We start from the raw sequence: 18690 nt of genomic DNA, 5'->3' as shown, positions 1-18690 counted from the left end.
AAAAGAATGTGGATGGCCGGGACATAGGCGATCGGAAGCAACGCCGTCCTTCAGACGGCTCTGCCCGGCCATGACGAGAGTATTTGGCCAAATGACTCCCCGCACCGCGACGCTGATCGGATTGACGGCGATCCTGATGTGGTCGCTGCTGTCGATGATGACGGTGGCGACCGGAAAGATCCCGGCCTTCCAGCTGGCCGCGATGACGTTCGCCATCGGCGGTCTGGTCGGCCTGCTCACCTGGATCGGCCGCGGCGAGGCGACCAAGAGCCTGCGTCAGCCGCTGGCCGTGTGGGCCGTCGGCGTCGGCGGACTGTTCGGCTATCATGCGCTGTATTTCCTCGCGCTGCGTTTTGCGCCGCCGGCTGAAGCCGGCCTGCTGAATTATCTGTGGCCGCTCCTGATCGTGCTGTTCTCGTCGTTTCTGCCGGGCGAGCGACTTGCCGTGCATCACGTCGTCGGCGCCGTGCTCGGCCTCGTCGGCACCGTGCTGCTGTTCGCCGGGAACACCTCCGGCTTCACGCAGGGACAATTGCCGGGATTGGCCGCGGCCTTCATCGCAGCCTTCGTGTGGGCGATCTATTCGGTATTGTCGCGGCGATTGAAGGCGGTGCCGACGGATGCGGTCGCGGGATTCTGCCTCGCCACCGCGATGCTCGCCGCGCTGATGCATGGACTGCTTGAAACCACGGTGTGGCCGGACACGAGCTTGCAATGGCTCTCCGTCATCGCGCTCGGCATCGGTCCCGTCGGTGCTGCGTTCTACGCCTGGGACATCGGCATGAAGCGCGGCGACATCCGCGTGCTCGGCGCCGCGTCGTACGCGACGCCGCTGCTCTCGACCGGCTTCCTCATCGCCGCCGGATTCGCTAATGCCAGCGCCAATATCGCCGTCGCCGCGATCCTGATCGCCGGCGGCGGCCTGATCGCCGCGAAGGACATGGTGCTGCGGAAGCGATAGCGTCATTGCCGGCGCAAGCCGGAGCGACGGTGCCTTAAGGCTCCCAACCCTTCGGCGCGAGTTCGAACTTGGCGAACTCGAATGCTGGCGCCACGGTGCAGCCGACCAGGGTCCACTCGCCGGTGGTCTCCGCCGTCTGCCACGCATCCGCCGGCACGATCGCCTGTGGCCGCTCGCCGTTCAACAGATCCGTGCCGAGCCGCACCTCGTGCTGGGAGCAGCCGTCATGGGCGATGCGCAGCATCAGCGGGCTGCCGGCGTAATAGTGCCAGCTCTCGACCGCATCGATGCGATGCCAGTGCGAGCGCTCGCCGCGCGCAAGCAGGAAATAGATCAGGGTCGAACGCGCGCGGCCGTTGGCGTCCGTGGTCTGGTCGCGAAACGTCTCGCGGTAATGTCCGCCCTCGGGATGCGGGCGGAGTTCGAGGCGCGCGATGATCTCGGCTGCGGTCGGCATCGATTCCCGTCAGGATTTGCTTTTCAAGATTTGATCTTCAGGACTTGTTCTTGCGCTCGCGCAGCTCGCCGAACACCGCGGTGGCATCCGCGCCCTTCATGTGCAGCCTGGCTGCGACCGAGGGTTCGTCGGCGCGCAGGAACACGTTTGTCCGCTTCTCGTCACCAAGTAGCGAGGGAATGGTCGGCTTGTTCTCGGCCCGCAACCTCGCGACCTCCGCCGCGCGCGCCTGCAGCGCCGCATTGTCGGGGTCGACGGTCAGTGCGAACTTGACGTTGGACGCCGTGTATTCATGGCCGCAATAGAGCTTGAAGTCGTCGGGCAGGGCACGCAGCTTCAGAAGCGAATCCCACATCATCGGATAGGTGCCCTCGAACACGCGGCCGCAGCCGATCGAGAACAGCGTGTCGGCGGCGAACAGCGCTTTCTCGGTGTCGAACACGTAGGAGATGTGGTCGAGCGTGTGGCCGGGCGTCTCCAGTACGCGCCCCAGCAAGCTGCCGACCTTGACGATTTCGGCATTGGCGACGCGCAGGTCGACGTCTGCGATTTTGGTCGTCTTGTCATGCGGCGCGACGACGCGGCAATTGTATTTCTGCTTGAGTTCGGCGACCCCGCCGACATGATCGCCATGATGATGGGTGATCAGGATATCGGTGAGCTGCCAGCCCTCGCGCTCGAGCGCCTTCACGATGGGGCCGGCCTCCGGCGCGTCGATCGACGCGGTCGCCTTGGTGTCCACATCGTGGATCAGATAACCGAAATTGTCGTTTAAACAGGTGAAAGTACGAATTTCGGCGGCCATGTCATCTCCATCGCGCTCAGCACCGTCAGACAAATATGGCGTTAACGTTGCGCAGGCAATGCAATATTCCGCGCGCGGGGGCCACCTCGTGCATGTTACATTGCGGTCATGACCATTGATGTCGTCGACCTCCGCGAGTTCTACTCCCGTCGCCTCGGGATTGTGGCGCGGCAAATGATCAATCGCGGCATTCGGGAGCGCTGGCCGCGCGTCGATGGCCAGCGGGTGCTCGGCTTCGGCTATCCCACGCCCTATCTCGGGTTGTTCCGCGAGGACGCGGAGCGCTGCATCGCCTTCATGCCGTCGGCCCAAGGCGTCCTGAAATGGCCGACGGGACGGCCGGCGCTCGCCTCGCTGGTGGATGAGTTCTCGCTGCCGCTTCCCGACGCCGCGGTCGATCGCATCCTGCTGGTCCACGCACTGGAAATGTCGGACGATCCGGCCGCGCTGCTCCGTGAGGCATGGCGTGTGCTGTCGCCCTCCGGTCGCGTGATTGCGGTCATCCCGAACCGGCGCGGGGTGTGGACCCGCACCGACAGCACGCCGTTCGGTCACGGCCGGCCCTATTCGCGCTCGCAGATCACCGACCTGTTGCGCCAGACCTGGTTCACCCCGACCGCCTGGGGCGAGGCGCTGTTCATGCCGCCCTATGCCGGCGGCTGGGTGCTGAAATCCGCACAGATGTGGGAGCGCGCCGGCGCGGCGCTGTCGCTGCCCTTTGCCGGCGTGCACATCGTCGAGGCGACCAAGCAGGTCTACCGCGCGATCCCCGCCAAGCGCGAGCGGGCGCGGCTGATTCCCTCGCTGGCGAAGCCGGTGCTGGTACCGTCCTCGACGACGGCGACGCGCAGCTAAAAACAAATCGTCCCGGACATGCCGGGACGATTCAATTCAGATCAGGATTTGGCGCAGGATGTCCGGCGAAAGGTTTACTCGCCGGGGGCCACTTCGTCGCTCGAGGCAGCCGGAGCGGCTTCGCGCTCGGGGCGCGGGCCATTCGGCCGGCGGCGCCGCCGCGGAAAGCGCTCGCCACCACCACCCTCGAAGCCGGCCTGGCCGGGCGCGCCGCCGCTCACCTGCGGCTGCGGGCCGGTGATGAAGGAGGGCAGACGATCGACGCTGACCGCGTCGGCGACGACGGGCTGGGGCTGGTTCAGCGGCAGCGGCTGCGGCTGATATTGCGGCTGCGGACGATGGTCGCGTTCGCGATGCTCGCGCGGCTGCTGGTTGTCGCGCTGATAGTGGTTGTCGCGGGGCTGATGATCACGCGGCTGATGATCGCGCTGGCCGTCGCGGTCGCGCGTGAAGGGCTGCGGTGGCGGCTGTGGGACAAAACCCGGCTCCTGGCCGAAGTTCGAGAAATTCTCGCCGTCGTCCTCGCCGTCGTCGCCGCTGCTGTTGCTGATGGGCTCGTCGCCGCGCGGCTGCTGGTTCTGCCGGAACTGTTCCTGAGCCGTCGCGATCAGGCGAAAGTAATGCTCGGCATGCTGGTAGTAGTTCTCGGCCGCAACGGGGTCTCCGGAGGAGCGCGCGTCGCGCGCGAGTTGGAGATACTTTTCAGCAATATGCGAAGCCGTGCCGCGGATCTTGATGTCGGGTCCGTTGGACTCGTAGACCCGGGTCATCGGGTTCTGGCCGCGCCGGTTATTATTGTTGTTATTGTTATTATTATTGTTGCGGTTGCGCATCCGCTGCTTGTTCTGACCGTTTCTCATGTCCTGCCTTTAATTCCAGCCCTAAAGGTTGCACGCATTACTGATTGCCGAGAGTGACCTGATGACAGCGGTTCACATCGCTTGCGCGCAACCGCACGCAAGAGCGGATTGATCCCTGCCGATGTTCGTCGACCGTCGCGTTCAACAAAAGACGCGTTCCCCACCGCCAGCATCCATCGCCAGCGAACCCATTCATATCGCCTGCCGAAACAAGCCCTGCTTTGTTGCGTAAATCTTCAAGCGCAATATCAGGCTTTCGTTCACGTTGCGGTCGGTAAGCAGCGCAGCTCAAAAGGCCATCGCGCTCAACAGGACCTGCGGCTTGGAACCATTATCAGTAAGCTCTCGCCCGAGAGCCCGGCTTTCGCCCGTAGGTCTACGGGGCCGGCACCGATGTGTTGATCGGAAGGTAGTCGTTCCCAAGGGATATTCCAAGAGGTTTTTTGCAGCCCAATCCGGCTTTTATGGGGGCATTTTTCGGGCCGAAACCGCCCGTGGGATGCCCGCCAGATCTGCCTTGGGCGACCTGTCCACGACCAACGCGGCAGCAATCATCAAGGTTTCAATATTTCGGGCCTGGCCCTGTCCGGCCTCGACGATCAGTGCGCCGCCTGGGGCGAGACGTTCAGCCGCCTGCGGGATCAGGGCGCGATAGGCGTTGTAACCATCATTGCCGCCGTCGAGCGCCAGATGCGGATCGTGCTCGCGCACCTCGACGCTCAGTTTCGGAATTTCGGCCGACGGGATGTAAGGCGGGTTCGACACGACGAGGTCGAACGGGCCGCTGAGCGCGGCTGCGTAGGAGCAGGCGACGAAGCTGGCGCGGTCGGGGAGGCCCAGAGCCGCGGCGTTGTCTCTGGCGGTCTTGAGCGCGGTCAGACTGAGATCGGTGCCGACGCCGACGGCGCCGGGAATTTCGTGCAGCAGCGCGAGCAGGATGGCGCCGGAGCCGGTGCCGATATCGGCGATGCGCGGGCGATGGAGGGCTTGCCGCTCGCGAAAGATTTCGAGTGCCAGTTCGACCACCGTCTCGGTATCGGGGCGCGGCACCAGCGTCGCCTCGGATAGCTGGAACGGCAGGCCCCAGAATTCCCGGGCGCCGAGAATGCGGGCGACCGGCTCATGCGCGAGCCGGCGTTGCGCATATGCTTCGAGCCGCGCAGCCTCTTCAGGTGCGAGTTGCCGGGCCGCCTGCGTCACCATGCCGGTCAGATCAAGCCTTAGCGCAGCCCCGACGAGCAGGCGCGCATCGAGGGCGGGCTGCTCGATGCCGGCCGATTGCAGCCGTGCCGCAAGCGCGCGCCGCGCACTCTCGATGCTATGTCCGGGATCGAAATCTGTCGCCAATGGAACCATCCTGCCTGGCATCGTGGATAGATCGGCTGGCTTGCTTGCGTCAACGGAAAGGAGCGCGTCAGATCCCGCCTCGCAAACGAAGGAGGGTCCATGACGCCCTACGACGATCAGAACGTCTTCGCAAAGATCCTGCGTGGCGAGATCCCCTGCTTCGAGGTTTTCCGGGACGACCACAGCCTCGCCTTCCTCGATATCATGCCGCGCTCGCCCGGGCACACGCTGGTCGTTCCCCGGGCGCCGGCACGTGGCATCCTCGACGTCGCGGATGACGACCTCGCCGCGGTCGCCCGAACCGCCAAGCGCATCGCGATTGCCGCGATGAAGGCGTTCGACGCGGAGGGCATCATCCTTCAGCAGTTCAGCGAGCCCGCCAGCGGTCAGGTGGTCTTTCATCTGCACATGCACGTCATGCCGGTGAGGGCCGGAATCGAGCTGCTACCGGCGCAGACACGCAAGGAGGACATGGTGGTGCTCGCCGCTCACGCCAGGCGAATGATCGCCGCTCTCTAGACGCCGAGATAGCGCTGGAGCAGCTCCGGCTGGGCCTTGAGCTCCCGCGCCGGCCCCTCGTGCACGATGTGTCCGTTGTTGATGATGTAGATCCGCGTCGCCAGCGCCAGCGTCGCCGCCAAATTCTGCTCGACCAGCACGATGGTCTGGCCGGCGGCGGCGAGCTCGCGGCAGGCCTTGACGAGATCGTGGACGATGACGGGCGCGAGCCCCTCGAACGGCTCGTCCAGCAGCACGATCTTGGGATCGCGCACCAGCGCACGTGCGATCGCGAGCATCTGCTGCTCGCCGCCGGAGAGCTCGGTGCCGCGGTTGTTGCGCCGCTCCTTCAGCCGCGGAAACATCTCGTAGATGCGGTCGAGCGGCCAGCGTTTGGGCGCCGTGATCCCGGCGAGCAGAATATTCTCTTCCACCGACAGGCTGCCGAAAATGCGGCGCTCCTCGTGCACGAGCTGCATGCCGGCTTGCGCGATTCTGTGGCTCTTGCGCCCGGCGATATCGATGCCGTCGAATTTCACGCTGCCGCTACGCGGCGTCACGACACCCATCAGGCTCTTCAGCGTGGTGCTCTTGCCAGCGCCGTTGCGGCCGAGCAGCGCCACCACCTCGTGACGCGCGACGTGCATGGCGACGTCGAACAGGATGTGGGAGTCCCCGTAATAGCTGTTCAGGCCGTTGACCTCGATCAGGCTCATGCCGCGATCTCTCCGTGCACGCCGCCGAGATAGGCTTCTTGGACGGCGGCGTTGGCCTTGATTTCCTCCGGCGTGCCGGAGACCAGCACCCGGCCTTCCTGGAGCACGGTGACGCGCTCGACCAACTCGAACAGCGAATCCATGTCGTGGTCGATGATGATCATGGTACGGCCGCGCGCGATCGACTTGAGCAGCTTGACGGTCTCGACACGCTCTCGCGGGCTCATGCCGGCGAGCGGCTCGTCAAGCAGCAGCAGGCGCGGCGACGTGGCGAGCGCAAGCCCGATTTCCAGCCTGCGCTTCTCGCCATACGCAAGCTCGGACACGGGCGTGTCGGCACGACGAGCCAGGTTCACCAAAGCGAGCGTGTGCGCCACCTGCTCCGTCAGGCCCTTGACGCCGGCGAGCGTGCGGAACAGGTCGAGCCGGAATTTCCCGCGCAGCTCGGCCAGCGCGGCGATCGTCAGGTTCTCCCGCACCGTCAGCCCCGTGAAGAGCTGGTTGACCTGGTAGCTTTTGGTCAGTCCGAGCTGGCAAACCTCGGTGACCTTCAATCCCGTGATGTCGCGCCCCTCGAACACGATCTGACCAGAGCTCGGCGCGATCTCGCAGGTCAGCATCTTGAAGAAGGTCGACTTGCCGGCACCATTGGGGCCGATGATCCCGCGCAATTCGCCCTGGTTGACGCTGAAATCGATGTCGCTGTTGGCGATGAGCCCGCCATAGCGCTTGGTGAGGCCGGTGGCTTTGAGGATCGGTCCGGAATAGACGGGATGCGCGACCTCCTTCGCCTGCATTGGCGCGGGGGGGAGTTGCTGCGCGGCCTCGCCGTCAGCGGCCTCCTGCTCCATCTCCGCATCCGTTCGCTTTCGCTTGCCTGAGACGAGGCGGTAGAGATCGGCAAGACCGCCGATGATGCCGCCGCGCAGGAAGCAGACCAGCAGCACGAAGACGACACCCAGCACCAGCTTCCAGGCCGCGCCGAGGCCCAGCGCGGACTGGAGGAAGTCCTGAAGGAAGAGCCAAACGGTTGCGCCGACCAGCGGTCCGAACAGCGTGCCCCTGCCGCCGATGGCCGTCTGCATCACGAGCTGGCCCGAGGTGTCGAAGGTGAAGGCGTCGGGCGGCATGAAGGCCTGGAGCACGCCGAGCAGTCCGCCGGCGAAGCCCGCGTAAGCGGCTGCGATCACGAAAGCGGTCAGCTTGTAGCCGTGAATGTTATGGCCGACGGCCGTGGCGCGCAGCGGATTGTCGCGGATCGCACTCAGAATCGCGCCGACCGGCGAGCGCACGATCCTGAGGGCGATGACGACGCCGACGAAGTAGCACAGCGCAATGAACTGATAGAGCGACCAGCCATTGGTGAAGTGGATGGAGGTGAAGCCGAGATCGAAGCTCGGCGTCGGTACCCCCGGCAGGCCATTCTCGCCGCCGGTGAAATCGGAAAGTGGATTGAACTCGACGAAGAAGAACACCTCCGCGATCGCCACGGTGATCATCGCGAAATAGATGCCGGTGCGGCGCAATGCGATCAGGCCGATCAGGTAGCCGGTCGCGGCGGCCGCGATCATGCCGATGACCAGCGCGCCCAGCACGTTGCCGAAGCCTGCACGCGTCAGAAGGTAGGCGGCGACGAAGCCGCCGGTGCCGTAGAAGGCGGACTGACCGAACGAGAGCAGGCCGGTGAAACCGAACAGGATGTCAAAGCCGAGCCCGAACAGGCCCCAGACCAGGATCCTGTTCACGGTGTTCGGCGCGAAGCCGAGATGAGGCAGCACGAAGGGGGCTGCGATCAAGCCGATCGCAGTCAGGGCTTCGATCAGGAAGGGGCGTTGCTTGAGCATCAGGTGATCGCTTACTCGCGGCCCTGGACGCCGAGCAGGCCATGCGGTCGTACCACGAGCACGAGCGTCATCGCCGCAAACAGCATCACATAGGCATAGCCGGGGTTGAACATGGAGGTGACGCTGATGATCTCGCCGGCGATCAGGCCGCCGAGAATTGCGCCCGGGAACGAACCGACGCCGCCGATCACCACCACCACGAAGGTCTGGACCAGGATGTCGTCACCGATGCCCGGTGTCAGCGAAACCACCGGCGCATTGACGATGCCGGCAAAGCCGGCCGCCATTGCGCCGATGCCGAACACGATCATGAAGACGCGGTAGACGTTGATGCCGAGCGAATCCACCATCACCGAATCCTCGATGCCGGCGCGCACAATCATGCCCAGCCGGGTCCGGTAGAGGACGATGAACAACGCGCCGAGCGCGACCGCGACGATCCCGACCACGGCGAGGCGATAGGTCGGGTAGAACATGAACCCGAGATTGGTGATGCCCTGGAACAGCGCCGGCGGCGGCACCAGCTGCGACTGGCTCGAGAAGATCAGGCGCACGAGCTCGACGAAGCAAATGCCGAGCCCGAAGGTCACGAGCAGCTGATCCTCGTGCGGACGATGATAGAAATGGCGGATGATGACGCGTTCCATGAGAACGCCGAGCAGCATCACGAACAGGGAGCCCGCGATCACCGCGAGGATGAACGACTCCGTGTACTGGTAGGCGACGAAGCCGGCATAGCCGCCGATCATGAACATCGCGCCGTGCGCGAGGTTGAGCACCCCGAGCGTGCCGTAGATGATGGTCAGGCCTGAGCTGATCAGCGCGAGCAGGGCGCCGAGCGCGAGCCCGTTGAACAGCTGTGAAACGAGGTTGGGCCAACTTATCATGCGACAATCGCTGTTGTGGCGCGCGAGGGTGCGCGTCAGAAAAAGGTGACGCCGCGGGACTGGAGTGCAGTCCGCGGCGTCACACGGGTTCGCGAGGTCTCAGCTGTAGTCGCCGAGATGGCAGCCGAAAGCGTCGGGCTTCTGCATCAGGCCTTCGCCCGGGACGATCTCGACGACGTCGTACCAGTCTTCCTTGTTTTTCATGTCCTTCTGCTGCTTGCCCTTGACGATGATCACCGGGCGAACGCACTGGTGATCCTCGGGGCGGTAATGCACGTCGCCGACCAGAGAAGGAATCGTCTCGCCCTTCTCGTAGGCCTTGATCACGTCAGGCGGACTGAAGCTGCCGGCCTGCTCGCACATGTGCGCCCAATGGGCGAAGCTGACATAGGCGTTCTCCGCGCCCCATTCCGGCTTGTAGCCGTACTTCTTCTCGAATGCTTCGTTGAACATCTTGGCCAGCGGGAACTTGTCCTCGATGGTCCACCAATAGTCGGTGGCGGCGTAGACGCCTTGCATCAGGCCGCCGGTCTCGCGTGCGATGAAAGGCACCTGGTACGGCACGACCAGCTTCATCTTGTCGAGCACGCCGAACTGCTTGGCCTGCTGAGTGGACAGCACGGCGTCGTGCCCCCAATTGACGTTGATGAGCACGTCGGCGCCGGAATTCGCGACGTTCAGCAGGTATGAGGAATAGTCGGGGGCGCCGAGCGGGGCGACCTGGTTGGTCACGGTGGTCCAGCCGGCCGTCGCGAGGAAATCCTGCATCGATTTGGTAACGGTGTGGCCGTAGGTGTAGTCGGGCGTCAGATACGCCGCCTTCTTGCCCTTGCCGAACTCACGTACCATCACCGGGCCAATCGCCGCAGCCGCAGTCTGGCCGTAGAAGTTCTGGCGAAAGCCGTAGCGGACGCAATCCTTGCCAGTGGTATCGTTCGAGCCGGAAATGCCGCACACGAAAATCACGTGTTCGCGCTGGGCGAGCTTGTTCAGCGCCACCGCAACGGCGCTCGACGTGCCGCCGGTGATCATGATCGCCTTGTTCTCGCTGATGAAGCGCTGCTGCGCCTGCACCGCCTCGTTGGGCTTGGCCGCAGAATCAGCGACGCCGAACTTCAGCTCCTTGCCGAGCACGCCCTTGCTGGTCTTGGGCGATATCTTCTTGATCAGGTCGTGTCCGCTGTTGATGTGCTCGATCGCAAGTTGATAGCCCTTGAGCTCATCTTCACCCTGCACGGCATAGGTACCGGTGCGCGGCACCGAGATGCCGATGAAGGCGGTGGAACCCGAGACCCCCGCGGGGTAGGAGCCGATCGCCGGCTTGTCCTCGGCAAACGCCGGCATCGCCGGCAGCATCGAGCCGCCGATGAGGCCCGCGGTGGTCTGAAGCAGGCCACGGCGCGAGAGGCCGCGGCGGATGAGATTGTCAGTCATGATCGTTTCCTCCGAACATCGTTCTTGTTTGCAGGCAAAGCACGACCTGTCCGGCGGCAGCCGGCCTCGAGGGCCTGCCCGCGCCGGGCACGTCACATCCGCGTGTAGCTCTTGGGCGTAAGCATTGCTTGTGAACGCCTTCTGTCAATTTCGTCTTTGGTCGAACGCCGAAAATTATCTCATGAAAACATATCGTATCACGATATATGTTAGTCTTTGTGAGTACGAGGCTGGCGGGTTCGGCGAGAGAAATGGCGCGGCAGACGACAGTGGCGGGTACCCGGAAGCGACGGTCGTGGCCGCAAGGTGCGGAGCGGCAGGAGACGGCGTGGCCGGAAGAGGTGAGCGGGCAGCGCGCGACACCGCAGTCCGGCGATCCCTCGCGCATGCCCGATCCGCGCAACTGGCCGGCCGGCCGGCGGGGGCCCGTCGTCGGCCCCGTTCAGGCGAAGCGCGCACCCGGTCCGATGCAGAAGCTGAGCGTGCGCGCCCAGAACGTCCTCAAGGAGCTCGCGGTCGAGCTCACCGCCGAGCAGCCGCCGAAGGGGAACTGGTCGCCCTCGCGCGAATTGCTGCTTGCGCTGACGGCCGAACGCCTCGCGACCGCGCGCAATTGCGGTCCTCACACGATGAGGGAAATCATCGACTGGGCGCAGGGCTGCGGCGTGACCATCAAGCCGGTGATCCCACCCGGCGGCTCGCTGTCGCAGATGTGGGCGGAGATGATTACCAATGCATCCGCCGGTACCTTGACCAGCTCCGAGATTGCCGGAGCGCTGCAGCGCTCGATCCGGCGGAAAAGCGTCCGCATCCCGATCGCGTTTCAGGTCATCCTGGTGAAGATCCTGCTGTCCAGCTTCGAATAGATCGACGGATAGCTGTGTATCCGGAGTTCCCGCTGGTTGGTCCCCGCGCTGCTGCTTGCTACTTTGGCTGGGCTGCCCGCGTTGCCGAGTGGCACGAACGGAGGGGCGCGGCATGGTTCGGGCGAAGAAGGCGCAGCCGTCCACGGCGGCGAAGCCTGCGGGGCCTTCACGCGGCCACACAATGCGCGACTCCGACTATGCTGGGCTGGCGCAGTTCCGCTACCAGATCCGGAGCTTTCTGGCGTTCAGCGAGGCAGCCGCAGCACAGCAGGGATTGACGCCGACGCAGCATCAGGCGCTGCTTGGGATCAAGGGCTTTGTGCGTCCGGGTCCTGCGACCGTCGGTGATGTCGCGCGATTTCTGCTGATCCGGCATCACTCCGCTGTGGAACTGATCAACCGCCTGGCGAAGCTCGGGCTGGTCAGCCGCATTGCCGACCCTGAAGATGCCAGACGCGTTCATCTCAAGCTGACGAAAAAGGGTGAGCAGAAGCTCCAGGCGCTTTCTCGGAAGAACCTCGAGGAGCTCCGCCGCGCCGCGAGCCCGGCATTGAGCCGGCTCCTGAAGTCGTTCCGCGCCTCCAGCGGGGCCTGACGCGACGTCAGATCCTCACGCCGCGGCGCCTTGGGCGGCGAGCTGCGCGGCCTGGTGCTCGGTGGTCAGCGCGTCGGTCAGTTCGCCCAGCGCTTCGCCCGCCATCACCTGCGGCAGCTTGTAGAGCGTCAAATTGATGCGGTGATCGGTGACGCGTCCCTGCGGAAAATTATAGGTGCGGATGCGCTCGCTGCGGTCGCCGGAGCCGACCTTCTCCTTGCGCTCGGCCGAGCGCGCCGCGTCGAGGCGTTGCTGCTCGGCGTCGTAGATGCGCGAACGCAGGATGTTCATGGCGGAAGCGCGATTCTTGTGCTGCGAGCGGCTGTCCTGCATCATCACCACGATGCCGGTCGGGATGTGGGTGATGCGGATCGCCGATTCGGTCTTGTTGACGTGCTGGCCGCCGGCGCCTCCGGCGCGCATGGTCTCGATACGCAAATCATCGTTCCTGATCTCGACGTCGACCTCCTCGACCTCGGGCATCACGGCGACGGTGGCGGCGGATGTGTGGATGCGCCCTTGCGTCTCGGTGTCCGGCACGCGCTGCACCCTGTGCACGCCGGATTCGAATTTCAGCTTGGAGAACGCGCCGCGGCCCTGCACCTCCGCGATGATTTCCTTGTAGCCGCCGACGCTGCCTTCGCTGGCCGAGATCACCTCGACCTTCCAGCCCTGCAGCGCCGCGAAGCGCTCGTACATCCGGAACAAATCGCCGGCGAACAGCGAAGCCTCGTCGCCGCCGGTGCCGGCGCGGATTTCCAGCACCACGTTGCGGTCGTCCATGGCGTCCTTCGGCAGCAGCGCGACGCGGATTTTCTGGACCAGTTCCTCGATCTTCGGCGTCAGCTCGCCGCGCTCGGCCTCCGCCATGGCGCGCATCTCCGCATCGGTCGCGGGATCGGCGATCAGTGCCTCGGTGTCGGCGAGCTCCTTGACCGCCGAACGATAGGCCTTGACCGCTTCGATCAGCGGCGTGAGCTCGGCGAGTTCACGGGTGATCTGCACATAGCGTTCGGAGGCGAGCTGGCCGAGCGATTCGGCCTCGAGCGAGGCGTGATGCGCGAGCAGGACGTCCAGTTTGGCTTCGGGCAGTGACGACATGGGTTCAGTCTCAAAATGCGGGAAAGGGGCGAAGGCGGCAGGAAGGGGGCGACAGGCCCGCTACAACGCCAGGCCTTCGGCCTCGGCAAATTCCGTCAGCTTCTGCCGGATCGAGACGCTGCCGGCGGGCGCGTCCAGCAAAGGGCCGAGCATCGCTTCGGCCTTCTTGGCGTCGAGATCGATCACCATCGCCTTGACCGGGCCGAGCGCGGTGGCGGAGAGCGACAGCGAGCGATAGCCCATCGCGATCAGCGCGAGCGCGCCGATCGGCTTCGACGCCATCTCGCCGCAGAGCGACAGCGATTTCTTCGCCTCTTGCGACTTGCGCGCAATGTCGCGCAGCGCGCGCAGGATCGGCGCCGACATGGTGTCGAAGCGCTCGGAGACCTTTGCGTTGCCGCGGTCGACCGCGAACAGGAACTGGAACAGATCGTTGGAGCCGACTGAGATGAAGTCGACCTTCTTGAGGAGCTCGTCGAGCTGATAGAGCAGCGCCGGTACCTCGACCATGGTGCCGATGTCGATTCTTTCAGGCAGCGTGTGGCCGTGCTGGCGCAGATAGGTCAGCTCGCGTTCGACCAGCGCCTTCGCCGAATCGAATTCACCGACCTCCGAGATCATCGGGAACATGATGCGCAGCGCGCGTCCGCCGCCGGCGCGCAGCAGCGCGCGGATCTGGCCGCGCAACAGGCCGGGACGGTCGAGCCCGAGACGGATCGCGCGCCATCCGAGCGCTGGATTCTCCTCGATCACCGCTTCCATATAAGGCAGCGCCTTGTCGCCGCCGATGTCGAGGGTGCGGAAGGTGACGGGCTTGGTGCCGGCGGCATCCAGCACGGTGCGATAGAGCGCGAGCTGGTCGCTGGTGCGCGGCAGGCTCTGGCCGACCATGAATTGCAGCTCGGTGCGGAACAGGCCGATGCCGGCGCTGCCGGTGTCTTCGATATGCGGCAGGTCGATCGCGAGACCCGCATTGATCATCAGCTCGACCTTCTGGCCGTCTTTGGTGACGCAGGGCAGGTCGCGCAACGCCAGATACTGGGCCTGGCGGCGGGCGCGGAAGCGCACGCGCTCCGCGAAGGCCGCCTCGACCTCCTGCGATGGGCGCACATAGATCATGCCGGAGGTGCCGTCGACGATGACGGCGTCGCCGGGATCCGCGATACCGGGCGCGTTCGGGACTTCGCCGACCGCGGGAATGCCGAGCGCGCGCGCCACGATCGAAACGTGGGAATTGGCGGTGCCTTCCTCCAATATGATGCCGCGCAGGCGCTTGCGGTCGTAGTCGAGCAGCGCCGCCGGGCCCATCGCGCGCGCGATGACGATGGCATTGTCGGGCAATTGTTCGCGTGACGGCGCGTGATCCTGGCCGACCAGCTGCCGCATCAGGCGATAGCCGAGATCCTCGAGATCATGCAGCCGGTCGCGCAAATAGGGATCGGTCGAGCGCAGCATGCGCGCGCGGGTGTCGGATTGCACACGCTCGACGGCGGCTTCCGCCGTGAGGCCGGTGGCGACCGCCTCGTGCAGCTTGTGCGACCAGCCCTGGTCGTTGGCGAACATGCGGTAGGCTTCCAGCACCTCGCGATGCTCGCCGCCTTCCGCCACGTCGCCGCGCTCCAGCATGCGGTCGAGATCGGCCCGTAGCTTGGCGAGCGCGGTGTCGAGCCGCTTGATCTCCTTCGGCAGGTCCTCGGCGATGTAGTCCTTGATGACGACGCGCGGCTCGTGCAGCACGACATGGCCGAGTGCGATGCCTTCCGACAGGATGGCGCCGACCTTCTGCGCCGAATGACGCGCCGCGGGCTCATGGCCCGGCTGGGCCAGCGCAGACAGCTCGCCGGAGGCGATCAGCTCCGCCAGCACCATCGCGGTGGTCTGAAGCGCCTCGAGCTCCTCCTCGACATAGTTGCGCTTGGCGCGGTTCTGCACCACCAGCACCCCGAGCGTGTTGCCGGCCCGCAGGATCGGCACACCGAGAAAGGAGTGGTAGATCTCTTCGCCGGTCTCCGGGCGGAACGAGAAGGCCGGATGGCTCTGCGCGTCGCTCAAATTGAGAGGCGTTGCCTCGCTGGCGACCAGACCGACAAGGCCCTCATGGGCGCTGAGCACGGTGTGGTGCACTGCCTCGCGATTGAGGCCTTCGGTGGCATAGAGCTCGAGCGTGTTGTCGACGCGCAGCACATAGACCGAGCACACCTCGGCCACCATGTTGGCGGCGATCAGCACCACGATCTTGTCCAGCCGCTCTTGGGCCGAGACCTGCTCCGCCATGGTTTCGCGGAGCCGTCTCAACAAGACGCGGGGACCTCCCGACGCGCTCCGCATGAACCGTCAATCTCCTCCGTCTGCCGGGGCCGAAAGGACCCGCGGCGGCTCGCCCAGAAATCCAGAAAAACAACAAGTTTGCTCGTCCGGCGCCGGCCCCGGCGGTTGCCTGAGCCGAATCAGCACCGCCTCAACTGGGGCACAGTTTCCGGCAGCCCACCCTGTTCGCCGTATAGCGAATTGGGGCTTGTTTTGCCAAGCAAAACGCCTGCCAAACGCGAAAGTGTGGAGACCCCAGCGTTTGCTGCGACCGCTAAGAGAAAATTAGCCTAAGACTGATCGAGACCGTAGAGCGTGTGCAGGGTGCGCACCGCAAGCTCGGTATAGGCGGTGTCGATCAGAACCGAGAATTTGATCTCGGAGGTTGTAATGGCCCGGATGTTGATATTCCGTCCCGCGAGGGCCGAGAACGCTTGGGCGGCAACGCCGGCATGGCTGCGCATGCCGCTGCCGATCACCGAGATCTTGGCGACATCGGTCGCGGTGTCGAGCCGGGCATAATTGATCTGGCTCTTGGCCGCGGTGATCGTCTCCTTGGCCCTGGTGTAGTCGGCGGCCGGCACCGTGAAGGTGAGGTCGGTGGTCTTGCCGTCCTCGGAGACGTTCTGCACGATCATGTCGACGTTGATGTTGGCATCCGCGAGCGGGCCGAAGATCGACGCCGCCACGCCGGGCTTGTCCTCGATCTGGCGTACCGAGATCTGGGCCTCGTCCTTCGAAAAGGCGATGCCGGTGACGACGTGGCTTTCCATGATCTCCTCCTCGCTGCAGATCAGCGTGCCGGGCGGCTGGTTGGCATGCGGGTCGATATCCTCGGGCTTGTCGAAGCTCGAGCGGACGAAAATCGGCATGTTGTGGACCATGCCGAGTTCCACTGAGCGGACCTGGAGCACCTTGGCGCCCTGGGATGCCAGCTCCAGCATGTCTTCGAACGCGATCTTGTCGAGCCGGCGCGCTTTCGGCACGATTCGTGGATCGGTTGTGTAGACACCGTCGACATCGGTGTAGATGTCGCAGCGGTCCGCCTTGACGGCGGCGGCGATCGCCACGGCCGAGGTGTCGGAGCCGCCGCGGCCGAGCGTGGTAATGCGGTTGGTCTCGGGGTTGATGCCCTGGAAGCCGGCGATCACGGCGACTTCCTTGCGCTCCCTGAAGCGCTTGATGATCTCGCCGCCGTCGATACCCTCGATCCGGGCCGAGGCATGGGCGTCGCTGGTCGTGATCGGGATCTGCCAGCCCTGCCAGGAGCGGGCCTGGATACCCATGCCCTGAAGCACGATGGCCAGCAGGCCGGACGTCACCTGTTCGCCCGATGCGACCACGGCGTCGTATTCGCGCGCGTCGTGCATCGGCGAAGCCTCGGTGCACCAGGCCACCAGCTCGTTGGTTTTACCGGACATCGCTGAGACGACCACGGCCACTTCATGGCCGGCGTCGACCTCACGCTTCACATGGCGTGCGACGTTGCGGATACGTTCGATGTTGGCGACGGATGTGCCGCCGAATTTCATCACGAGGCGGCTCATGACGACGCGTGCATTCCCTCATAAGGATAAGTATGGTGACCGCGCTGGACGGGTGCCTGCGATACCGACCGCGCGTATACAGAGGGGCGGGGCCGGGGGCAAGCGGGTTCCTGCCCGGGCCAATCCGGGCAATGGGTTAATCGAGGTCATGGCGCGTTATATCGACGAGATCCTGCAACCGGGCGAGCGGGTGCTGTATTCGACCAATGCGCACTGGATCTTCTATTTGCCGGCGATCCTGGCCTGGATCGTGGCGCTGGCCCTGTTCGTCTTGTCCCGGCAAACGATCGTCGAGGGGCTCGTGCTGCTCTGTCTGGTCGCGGCCGGCCTGGTGGCTCTGGCGGCGCTGTACTGGACCGTGAAGGGCTGGTTCCATCGCTTTACGACCGAGACCGACGTCACCAATTTGCGGATCGTGCACAAGACCGGCTTCATCAAGCGCCGCACCTTCGAGATGGCGCTGGACAAGGTCGAGAGCGTCGATGTGAATCAGACCATTCTTGGACGCATTCTCAACTACGGCGACGTGACCATCAATGGCGTGGGGGAAGGTCGCGAAACCATCCGGACCATCGCCTCGCCGCTCGCCTTCCGCAGTTCGATCAGCACGCGGTAGGACCGCGCGTAACAATGAGCATGCAGCAAAATACTTCCGCTACCGCAAGCCCGCAGCCGGGCTCGACCGTCGACGCCGCCGAGATCGCGAAATTCTCAAAACTTTCAGCCGAGTGGTGGGACCCCAACGGCAAGATGGCGCCGCTGCACCGGATCAACCCGCTGCGGCTCGGCTACATCCGCGATGCCGCCTGCCGCAAGTTCGAGCGCAATTTGCGCAGCCTCAACTGCCTCGGCGGTCTGCGCGTGCTCGACATCGGCTGCGGCGCCGGCCTGCTCTGCGAGCCGCTGTCGCGCTTGGGTGCGCAGGTCATCGGCGTCGATCCGTCGGTCAGCAACATCGCGGCCGCAAAGCTGCATGCCGACAAGGCGCATCTCGCGATCGACTATCGCTGCACCACGGTTGAGGAGATCGACCCGCGCGAGCGCTTCGACATCGTGCTGGCGATGGAGGTGGTCGAGCACGTCGTCGACGTCGGCGTTTTCCTGAAGCGCTGCGCGGCGATGCTGAAGCCGAACGGCCTGATGGTGGTCTCGACGCTGAACAGGAACTGGAAGAGTTTTGCGCTCGCCATCGTCGGTGCCGAATATGTCCTGCGCTGGCTGCCGCGCGGTACCCACGAGTGGAACAAGTTCGTCACCCCCGACGAACTGACGAAGTACCTGCTCGACAACCGCTTGGTCATCACCGAGCAGACCGGCGTGGTCTACTCACCCTTCGCCGACAAATGGACCCTCTCGTCAGACATGGACGTGAACTACATGGTGGTGGCGGAAGGCATGGTGTGAGGCCGGGCTGCATCCAAACATTCGTCGTCCTGGCGAAAGCCAGGACCCATTACCCCAGGGTCTAGTTAGGCGAAGGCTGATAACCACGAATCTTCGCCAAATCACTCCCTGGGGTAATGGGTCCTGGATCTGCGCTTCGCTTGTCCAGGACGACGATTGAGTTTGTGGCGAAAGCATCGCTCCTATGACGTGGGCGTGATTGACCT

At 64.6% G+C, this 18690-nt stretch carries 18 protein-coding genes; 7 read left to right on the top strand and 11 right to left on the bottom strand.

The annotated features are described in order from the left end of the window. The first annotated feature begins 91 nt into the window (after positions 1–91). A complete protein-coding gene (yddG, locus tag AC0L3S_RS16035; RefSeq protein WP_473279765.1) occupies positions 92–961 on the top strand; it encodes an aromatic amino acid exporter YddG in 870 nt (289 codons plus the stop codon). 34 nt (positions 962–995) lie between these two features. Here the strand turns inward: yddG and AC0L3S_RS16030 are convergent, their stop codons facing one another. Further along, a complete protein-coding gene (locus AC0L3S_RS16030; protein WP_473279763.1) occupies positions 996–1418 on the bottom strand; it encodes a cupin domain-containing protein in 423 nt (140 codons plus the stop codon). Positions 1419–1455: 37 nt separating this feature from the next. Next, a complete protein-coding gene (gene gloB / locus AC0L3S_RS16025; RefSeq protein ID WP_473264223.1) occupies positions 1456–2223 on the bottom strand; it encodes a hydroxyacylglutathione hydrolase in 768 nt (255 codons plus the stop codon). Positions 2224–2331: 108 nt separating this feature from the next. Here gloB and AC0L3S_RS16020 point away from each other — a divergent pair, with 108 nt between their 5' ends. Then, the gene (locus AC0L3S_RS16020; protein WP_027515124.1) at positions 2332–3078 is read left to right on the top strand and encodes a class I SAM-dependent methyltransferase; all 747 of its coding nucleotides are present in this window, start codon (positions 2332–2334) and stop codon (positions 3076–3078) included. A gap of 74 nt (positions 3079–3152) precedes the next feature. On the opposite strand, the gene AC0L3S_RS16015 is transcribed toward AC0L3S_RS16020, so the two are convergent. Next, on the bottom strand, positions 3153–3938 hold the full coding sequence (locus AC0L3S_RS16015) for a DUF4167 domain-containing protein (protein WP_473279761.1): 786 nt from the start codon (positions 3936–3938) through the stop codon (positions 3153–3155). A 462-nt stretch (positions 3939–4400) separates the two neighbouring features. Then, positions 4401–5294, bottom strand: a complete 894-nt coding sequence (prmC, locus tag AC0L3S_RS16010; protein WP_473264225.1) for a peptide chain release factor N(5)-glutamine methyltransferase — start codon at positions 5292–5294, stop codon at positions 4401–4403. 90 nt (positions 5295–5384) lie between these two features. Between prmC and AC0L3S_RS16005 the strand changes: the two genes are divergently transcribed. Then, complete coding sequence (locus AC0L3S_RS16005) at positions 5385–5804, top strand: HIT family protein (RefSeq protein WP_473279759.1); 420 nt, start codon at positions 5385–5387, stop codon at positions 5802–5804. Here AC0L3S_RS16005 and AC0L3S_RS16000 read toward each other — a convergent pair. From AC0L3S_RS16000 to AC0L3S_RS15985, 4 genes are all read right to left on the bottom strand, one after another. Then, the gene (locus AC0L3S_RS16000) at positions 5801–6499 is read right to left on the bottom strand and encodes an ABC transporter ATP-binding protein (RefSeq protein ID WP_473264227.1); all 699 of its coding nucleotides are present in this window, start codon (positions 6497–6499) and stop codon (positions 5801–5803) included. The two genes, AC0L3S_RS16005 and AC0L3S_RS16000, sit on opposite strands and share 4 nt — an antisense overlap. After that, the gene (locus AC0L3S_RS15995) at positions 6496–8343 is read right to left on the bottom strand and encodes a branched-chain amino acid ABC transporter ATP-binding protein/permease (RefSeq protein WP_473279757.1); all 1848 of its coding nucleotides are present in this window, start codon (positions 8341–8343) and stop codon (positions 6496–6498) included. The genes AC0L3S_RS16000 and AC0L3S_RS15995 overlap by 4 nt, the downstream gene beginning before the upstream one ends. 11 nt (positions 8344–8354) lie before the next feature. Next, complete coding sequence (locus tag AC0L3S_RS15990; protein WP_473279755.1) at positions 8355–9230, bottom strand: branched-chain amino acid ABC transporter permease; 876 nt, start codon at positions 9228–9230, stop codon at positions 8355–8357. 99 nt (positions 9231–9329) lie between these two features. Beyond that, the gene (locus tag AC0L3S_RS15985) at positions 9330–10664 is read right to left on the bottom strand and encodes a substrate-binding protein (RefSeq protein WP_473279753.1); all 1335 of its coding nucleotides are present in this window, start codon (positions 10662–10664) and stop codon (positions 9330–9332) included. Positions 10665–10915: 251 nt separating this feature from the next. Here AC0L3S_RS15985 and AC0L3S_RS15980 point away from each other — a divergent pair, with 251 nt between their 5' ends. Both AC0L3S_RS15980 and AC0L3S_RS15975 read left to right on the top strand, forming a co-directional pair. After that, positions 10916–11530 (top strand): hypothetical protein, encoded by a 615-nt coding sequence (locus tag AC0L3S_RS15980; protein ID WP_473279751.1) that lies wholly within the window; start codon positions 10916–10918, stop codon positions 11528–11530. 112 nt (positions 11531–11642) lie between these two features. Beyond that, the gene (locus AC0L3S_RS15975; protein WP_027515133.1) at positions 11643–12125 is read left to right on the top strand and encodes a MarR family winged helix-turn-helix transcriptional regulator; all 483 of its coding nucleotides are present in this window, start codon (positions 11643–11645) and stop codon (positions 12123–12125) included. Positions 12126–12140: 15 nt separating this feature from the next. Here the strand turns inward: AC0L3S_RS15975 and prfA are convergent, their stop codons facing one another. The 3 genes from prfA to AC0L3S_RS15960 form a co-directional block, all read right to left on the bottom strand. Next, positions 12141–13226: a peptide chain release factor 1 gene (gene prfA / locus AC0L3S_RS15970; RefSeq protein ID WP_473279749.1), complete on the bottom strand. Its 1086-nt coding sequence runs from the start codon at positions 13224–13226 to the stop codon at positions 12141–12143. 60 nt (positions 13227–13286) lie between these two features. Continuing rightward, a complete protein-coding gene (gene ptsP / locus AC0L3S_RS15965; RefSeq protein ID WP_473279747.1) occupies positions 13287–15554 on the bottom strand; it encodes a phosphoenolpyruvate--protein phosphotransferase in 2268 nt (755 codons plus the stop codon). A gap of 269 nt (positions 15555–15823) precedes the next feature. Further along, on the bottom strand, positions 15824–17080 hold the full coding sequence (locus AC0L3S_RS15960; RefSeq protein WP_473279744.1) for an aspartate kinase: 1257 nt from the start codon (positions 17078–17080) through the stop codon (positions 15824–15826). A 148-nt stretch (positions 17081–17228) separates the two neighbouring features. Here AC0L3S_RS15960 and AC0L3S_RS15955 point away from each other — a divergent pair, with 148 nt between their 5' ends. Beyond that, positions 17229–17696 carry a PH domain-containing protein gene (locus tag AC0L3S_RS15955; protein WP_473279884.1) on the top strand — a complete coding sequence of 156 codons (468 nt, stop codon included), beginning with the start codon at positions 17229–17231 and terminating at the stop codon, positions 17694–17696. Between the two features lie 14 nt (positions 17697–17710). Next, positions 17711–18484: a bifunctional 2-polyprenyl-6-hydroxyphenol methylase/3-demethylubiquinol 3-O-methyltransferase UbiG gene (ubiG, locus tag AC0L3S_RS15950; protein WP_007599179.1), complete on the top strand. Its 774-nt coding sequence runs from the start codon at positions 17711–17713 to the stop codon at positions 18482–18484. Positions 18485–18690 lie beyond the last annotated feature (206 nt).

The organism is Bradyrhizobium sp. Ken01 (assembly GCF_055807355.1).
The sequence above is the reverse complement of the archived record's forward strand: the minus strand, read 5'-3'. Positions and strand labels throughout refer to the sequence as shown.

Excerpts from the sequence above, each read along its gene's own strand:
- yddG (WP_473279765.1), top strand. The coding sequence starts at position 92 with ATGACTCCCCGCACCGCGACGCTGATCGGATTGACGGCGATCCTGATG.
- AC0L3S_RS16030 (WP_473279763.1), bottom strand. The coding sequence starts at position 1,418 with ATGCCGACCGCAGCCGAGATCATCGCGCGCCTCGAACTCCGCCCGCAT.
- gloB (WP_473264223.1), bottom strand. The coding sequence starts at position 2,223 with ATGGCCGCCGAAATTCGTACTTTCACCTGTTTAAACGACAATTTCGGT.
- AC0L3S_RS16020 (WP_027515124.1), top strand. The coding sequence starts at position 2,332 with ATGACCATTGATGTCGTCGACCTCCGCGAGTTCTACTCCCGTCGCCTC.
- AC0L3S_RS16015 (WP_473279761.1), bottom strand. The coding sequence starts at position 3,938 with ATGAGAAACGGTCAGAACAAGCAGCGGATGCGCAACCGCAACAATAAT.
- prmC (WP_473264225.1), bottom strand. The coding sequence starts at position 5,294 with ATGGTTCCATTGGCGACAGATTTCGATCCCGGACATAGCATCGAGAGT.
- AC0L3S_RS16005 (WP_473279759.1), top strand. The coding sequence starts at position 5,385 with ATGACGCCCTACGACGATCAGAACGTCTTCGCAAAGATCCTGCGTGGC.
- AC0L3S_RS16000 (WP_473264227.1), bottom strand. The coding sequence starts at position 6,499 with ATGAGCCTGATCGAGGTCAACGGCCTGAACAGCTATTACGGGGACTCC.
- AC0L3S_RS15995 (WP_473279757.1), bottom strand. The coding sequence starts at position 8,343 with ATGCTCAAGCAACGCCCCTTCCTGATCGAAGCCCTGACTGCGATCGGC.
- AC0L3S_RS15990 (WP_473279755.1), bottom strand. The coding sequence starts at position 9,230 with ATGATAAGTTGGCCCAACCTCGTTTCACAGCTGTTCAACGGGCTCGCG.
- AC0L3S_RS15985 (WP_473279753.1), bottom strand. The coding sequence starts at position 10,664 with ATGACTGACAATCTCATCCGCCGCGGCCTCTCGCGCCGTGGCCTGCTT.
- AC0L3S_RS15980 (WP_473279751.1), top strand. The coding sequence starts at position 10,916 with ATGGCGCGGCAGACGACAGTGGCGGGTACCCGGAAGCGACGGTCGTGG.
- AC0L3S_RS15975 (WP_027515133.1), top strand. The coding sequence starts at position 11,643 with ATGGTTCGGGCGAAGAAGGCGCAGCCGTCCACGGCGGCGAAGCCTGCG.
- prfA (WP_473279749.1), bottom strand. The coding sequence starts at position 13,226 with ATGTCGTCACTGCCCGAAGCCAAACTGGACGTCCTGCTCGCGCATCAC.
- ptsP (WP_473279747.1), bottom strand. The coding sequence starts at position 15,554 with ATGCGGAGCGCGTCGGGAGGTCCCCGCGTCTTGTTGAGACGGCTCCGC.
- AC0L3S_RS15960 (WP_473279744.1), bottom strand. The coding sequence starts at position 17,080 with ATGAGCCGCCTCGTGATGAAATTCGGCGGCACATCCGTCGCCAACATC.
- AC0L3S_RS15955 (WP_473279884.1), top strand. The coding sequence starts at position 17,229 with ATGGCGCGTTATATCGACGAGATCCTGCAACCGGGCGAGCGGGTGCTG.
- ubiG (WP_007599179.1), top strand. The coding sequence starts at position 17,711 with ATGAGCATGCAGCAAAATACTTCCGCTACCGCAAGCCCGCAGCCGGGC.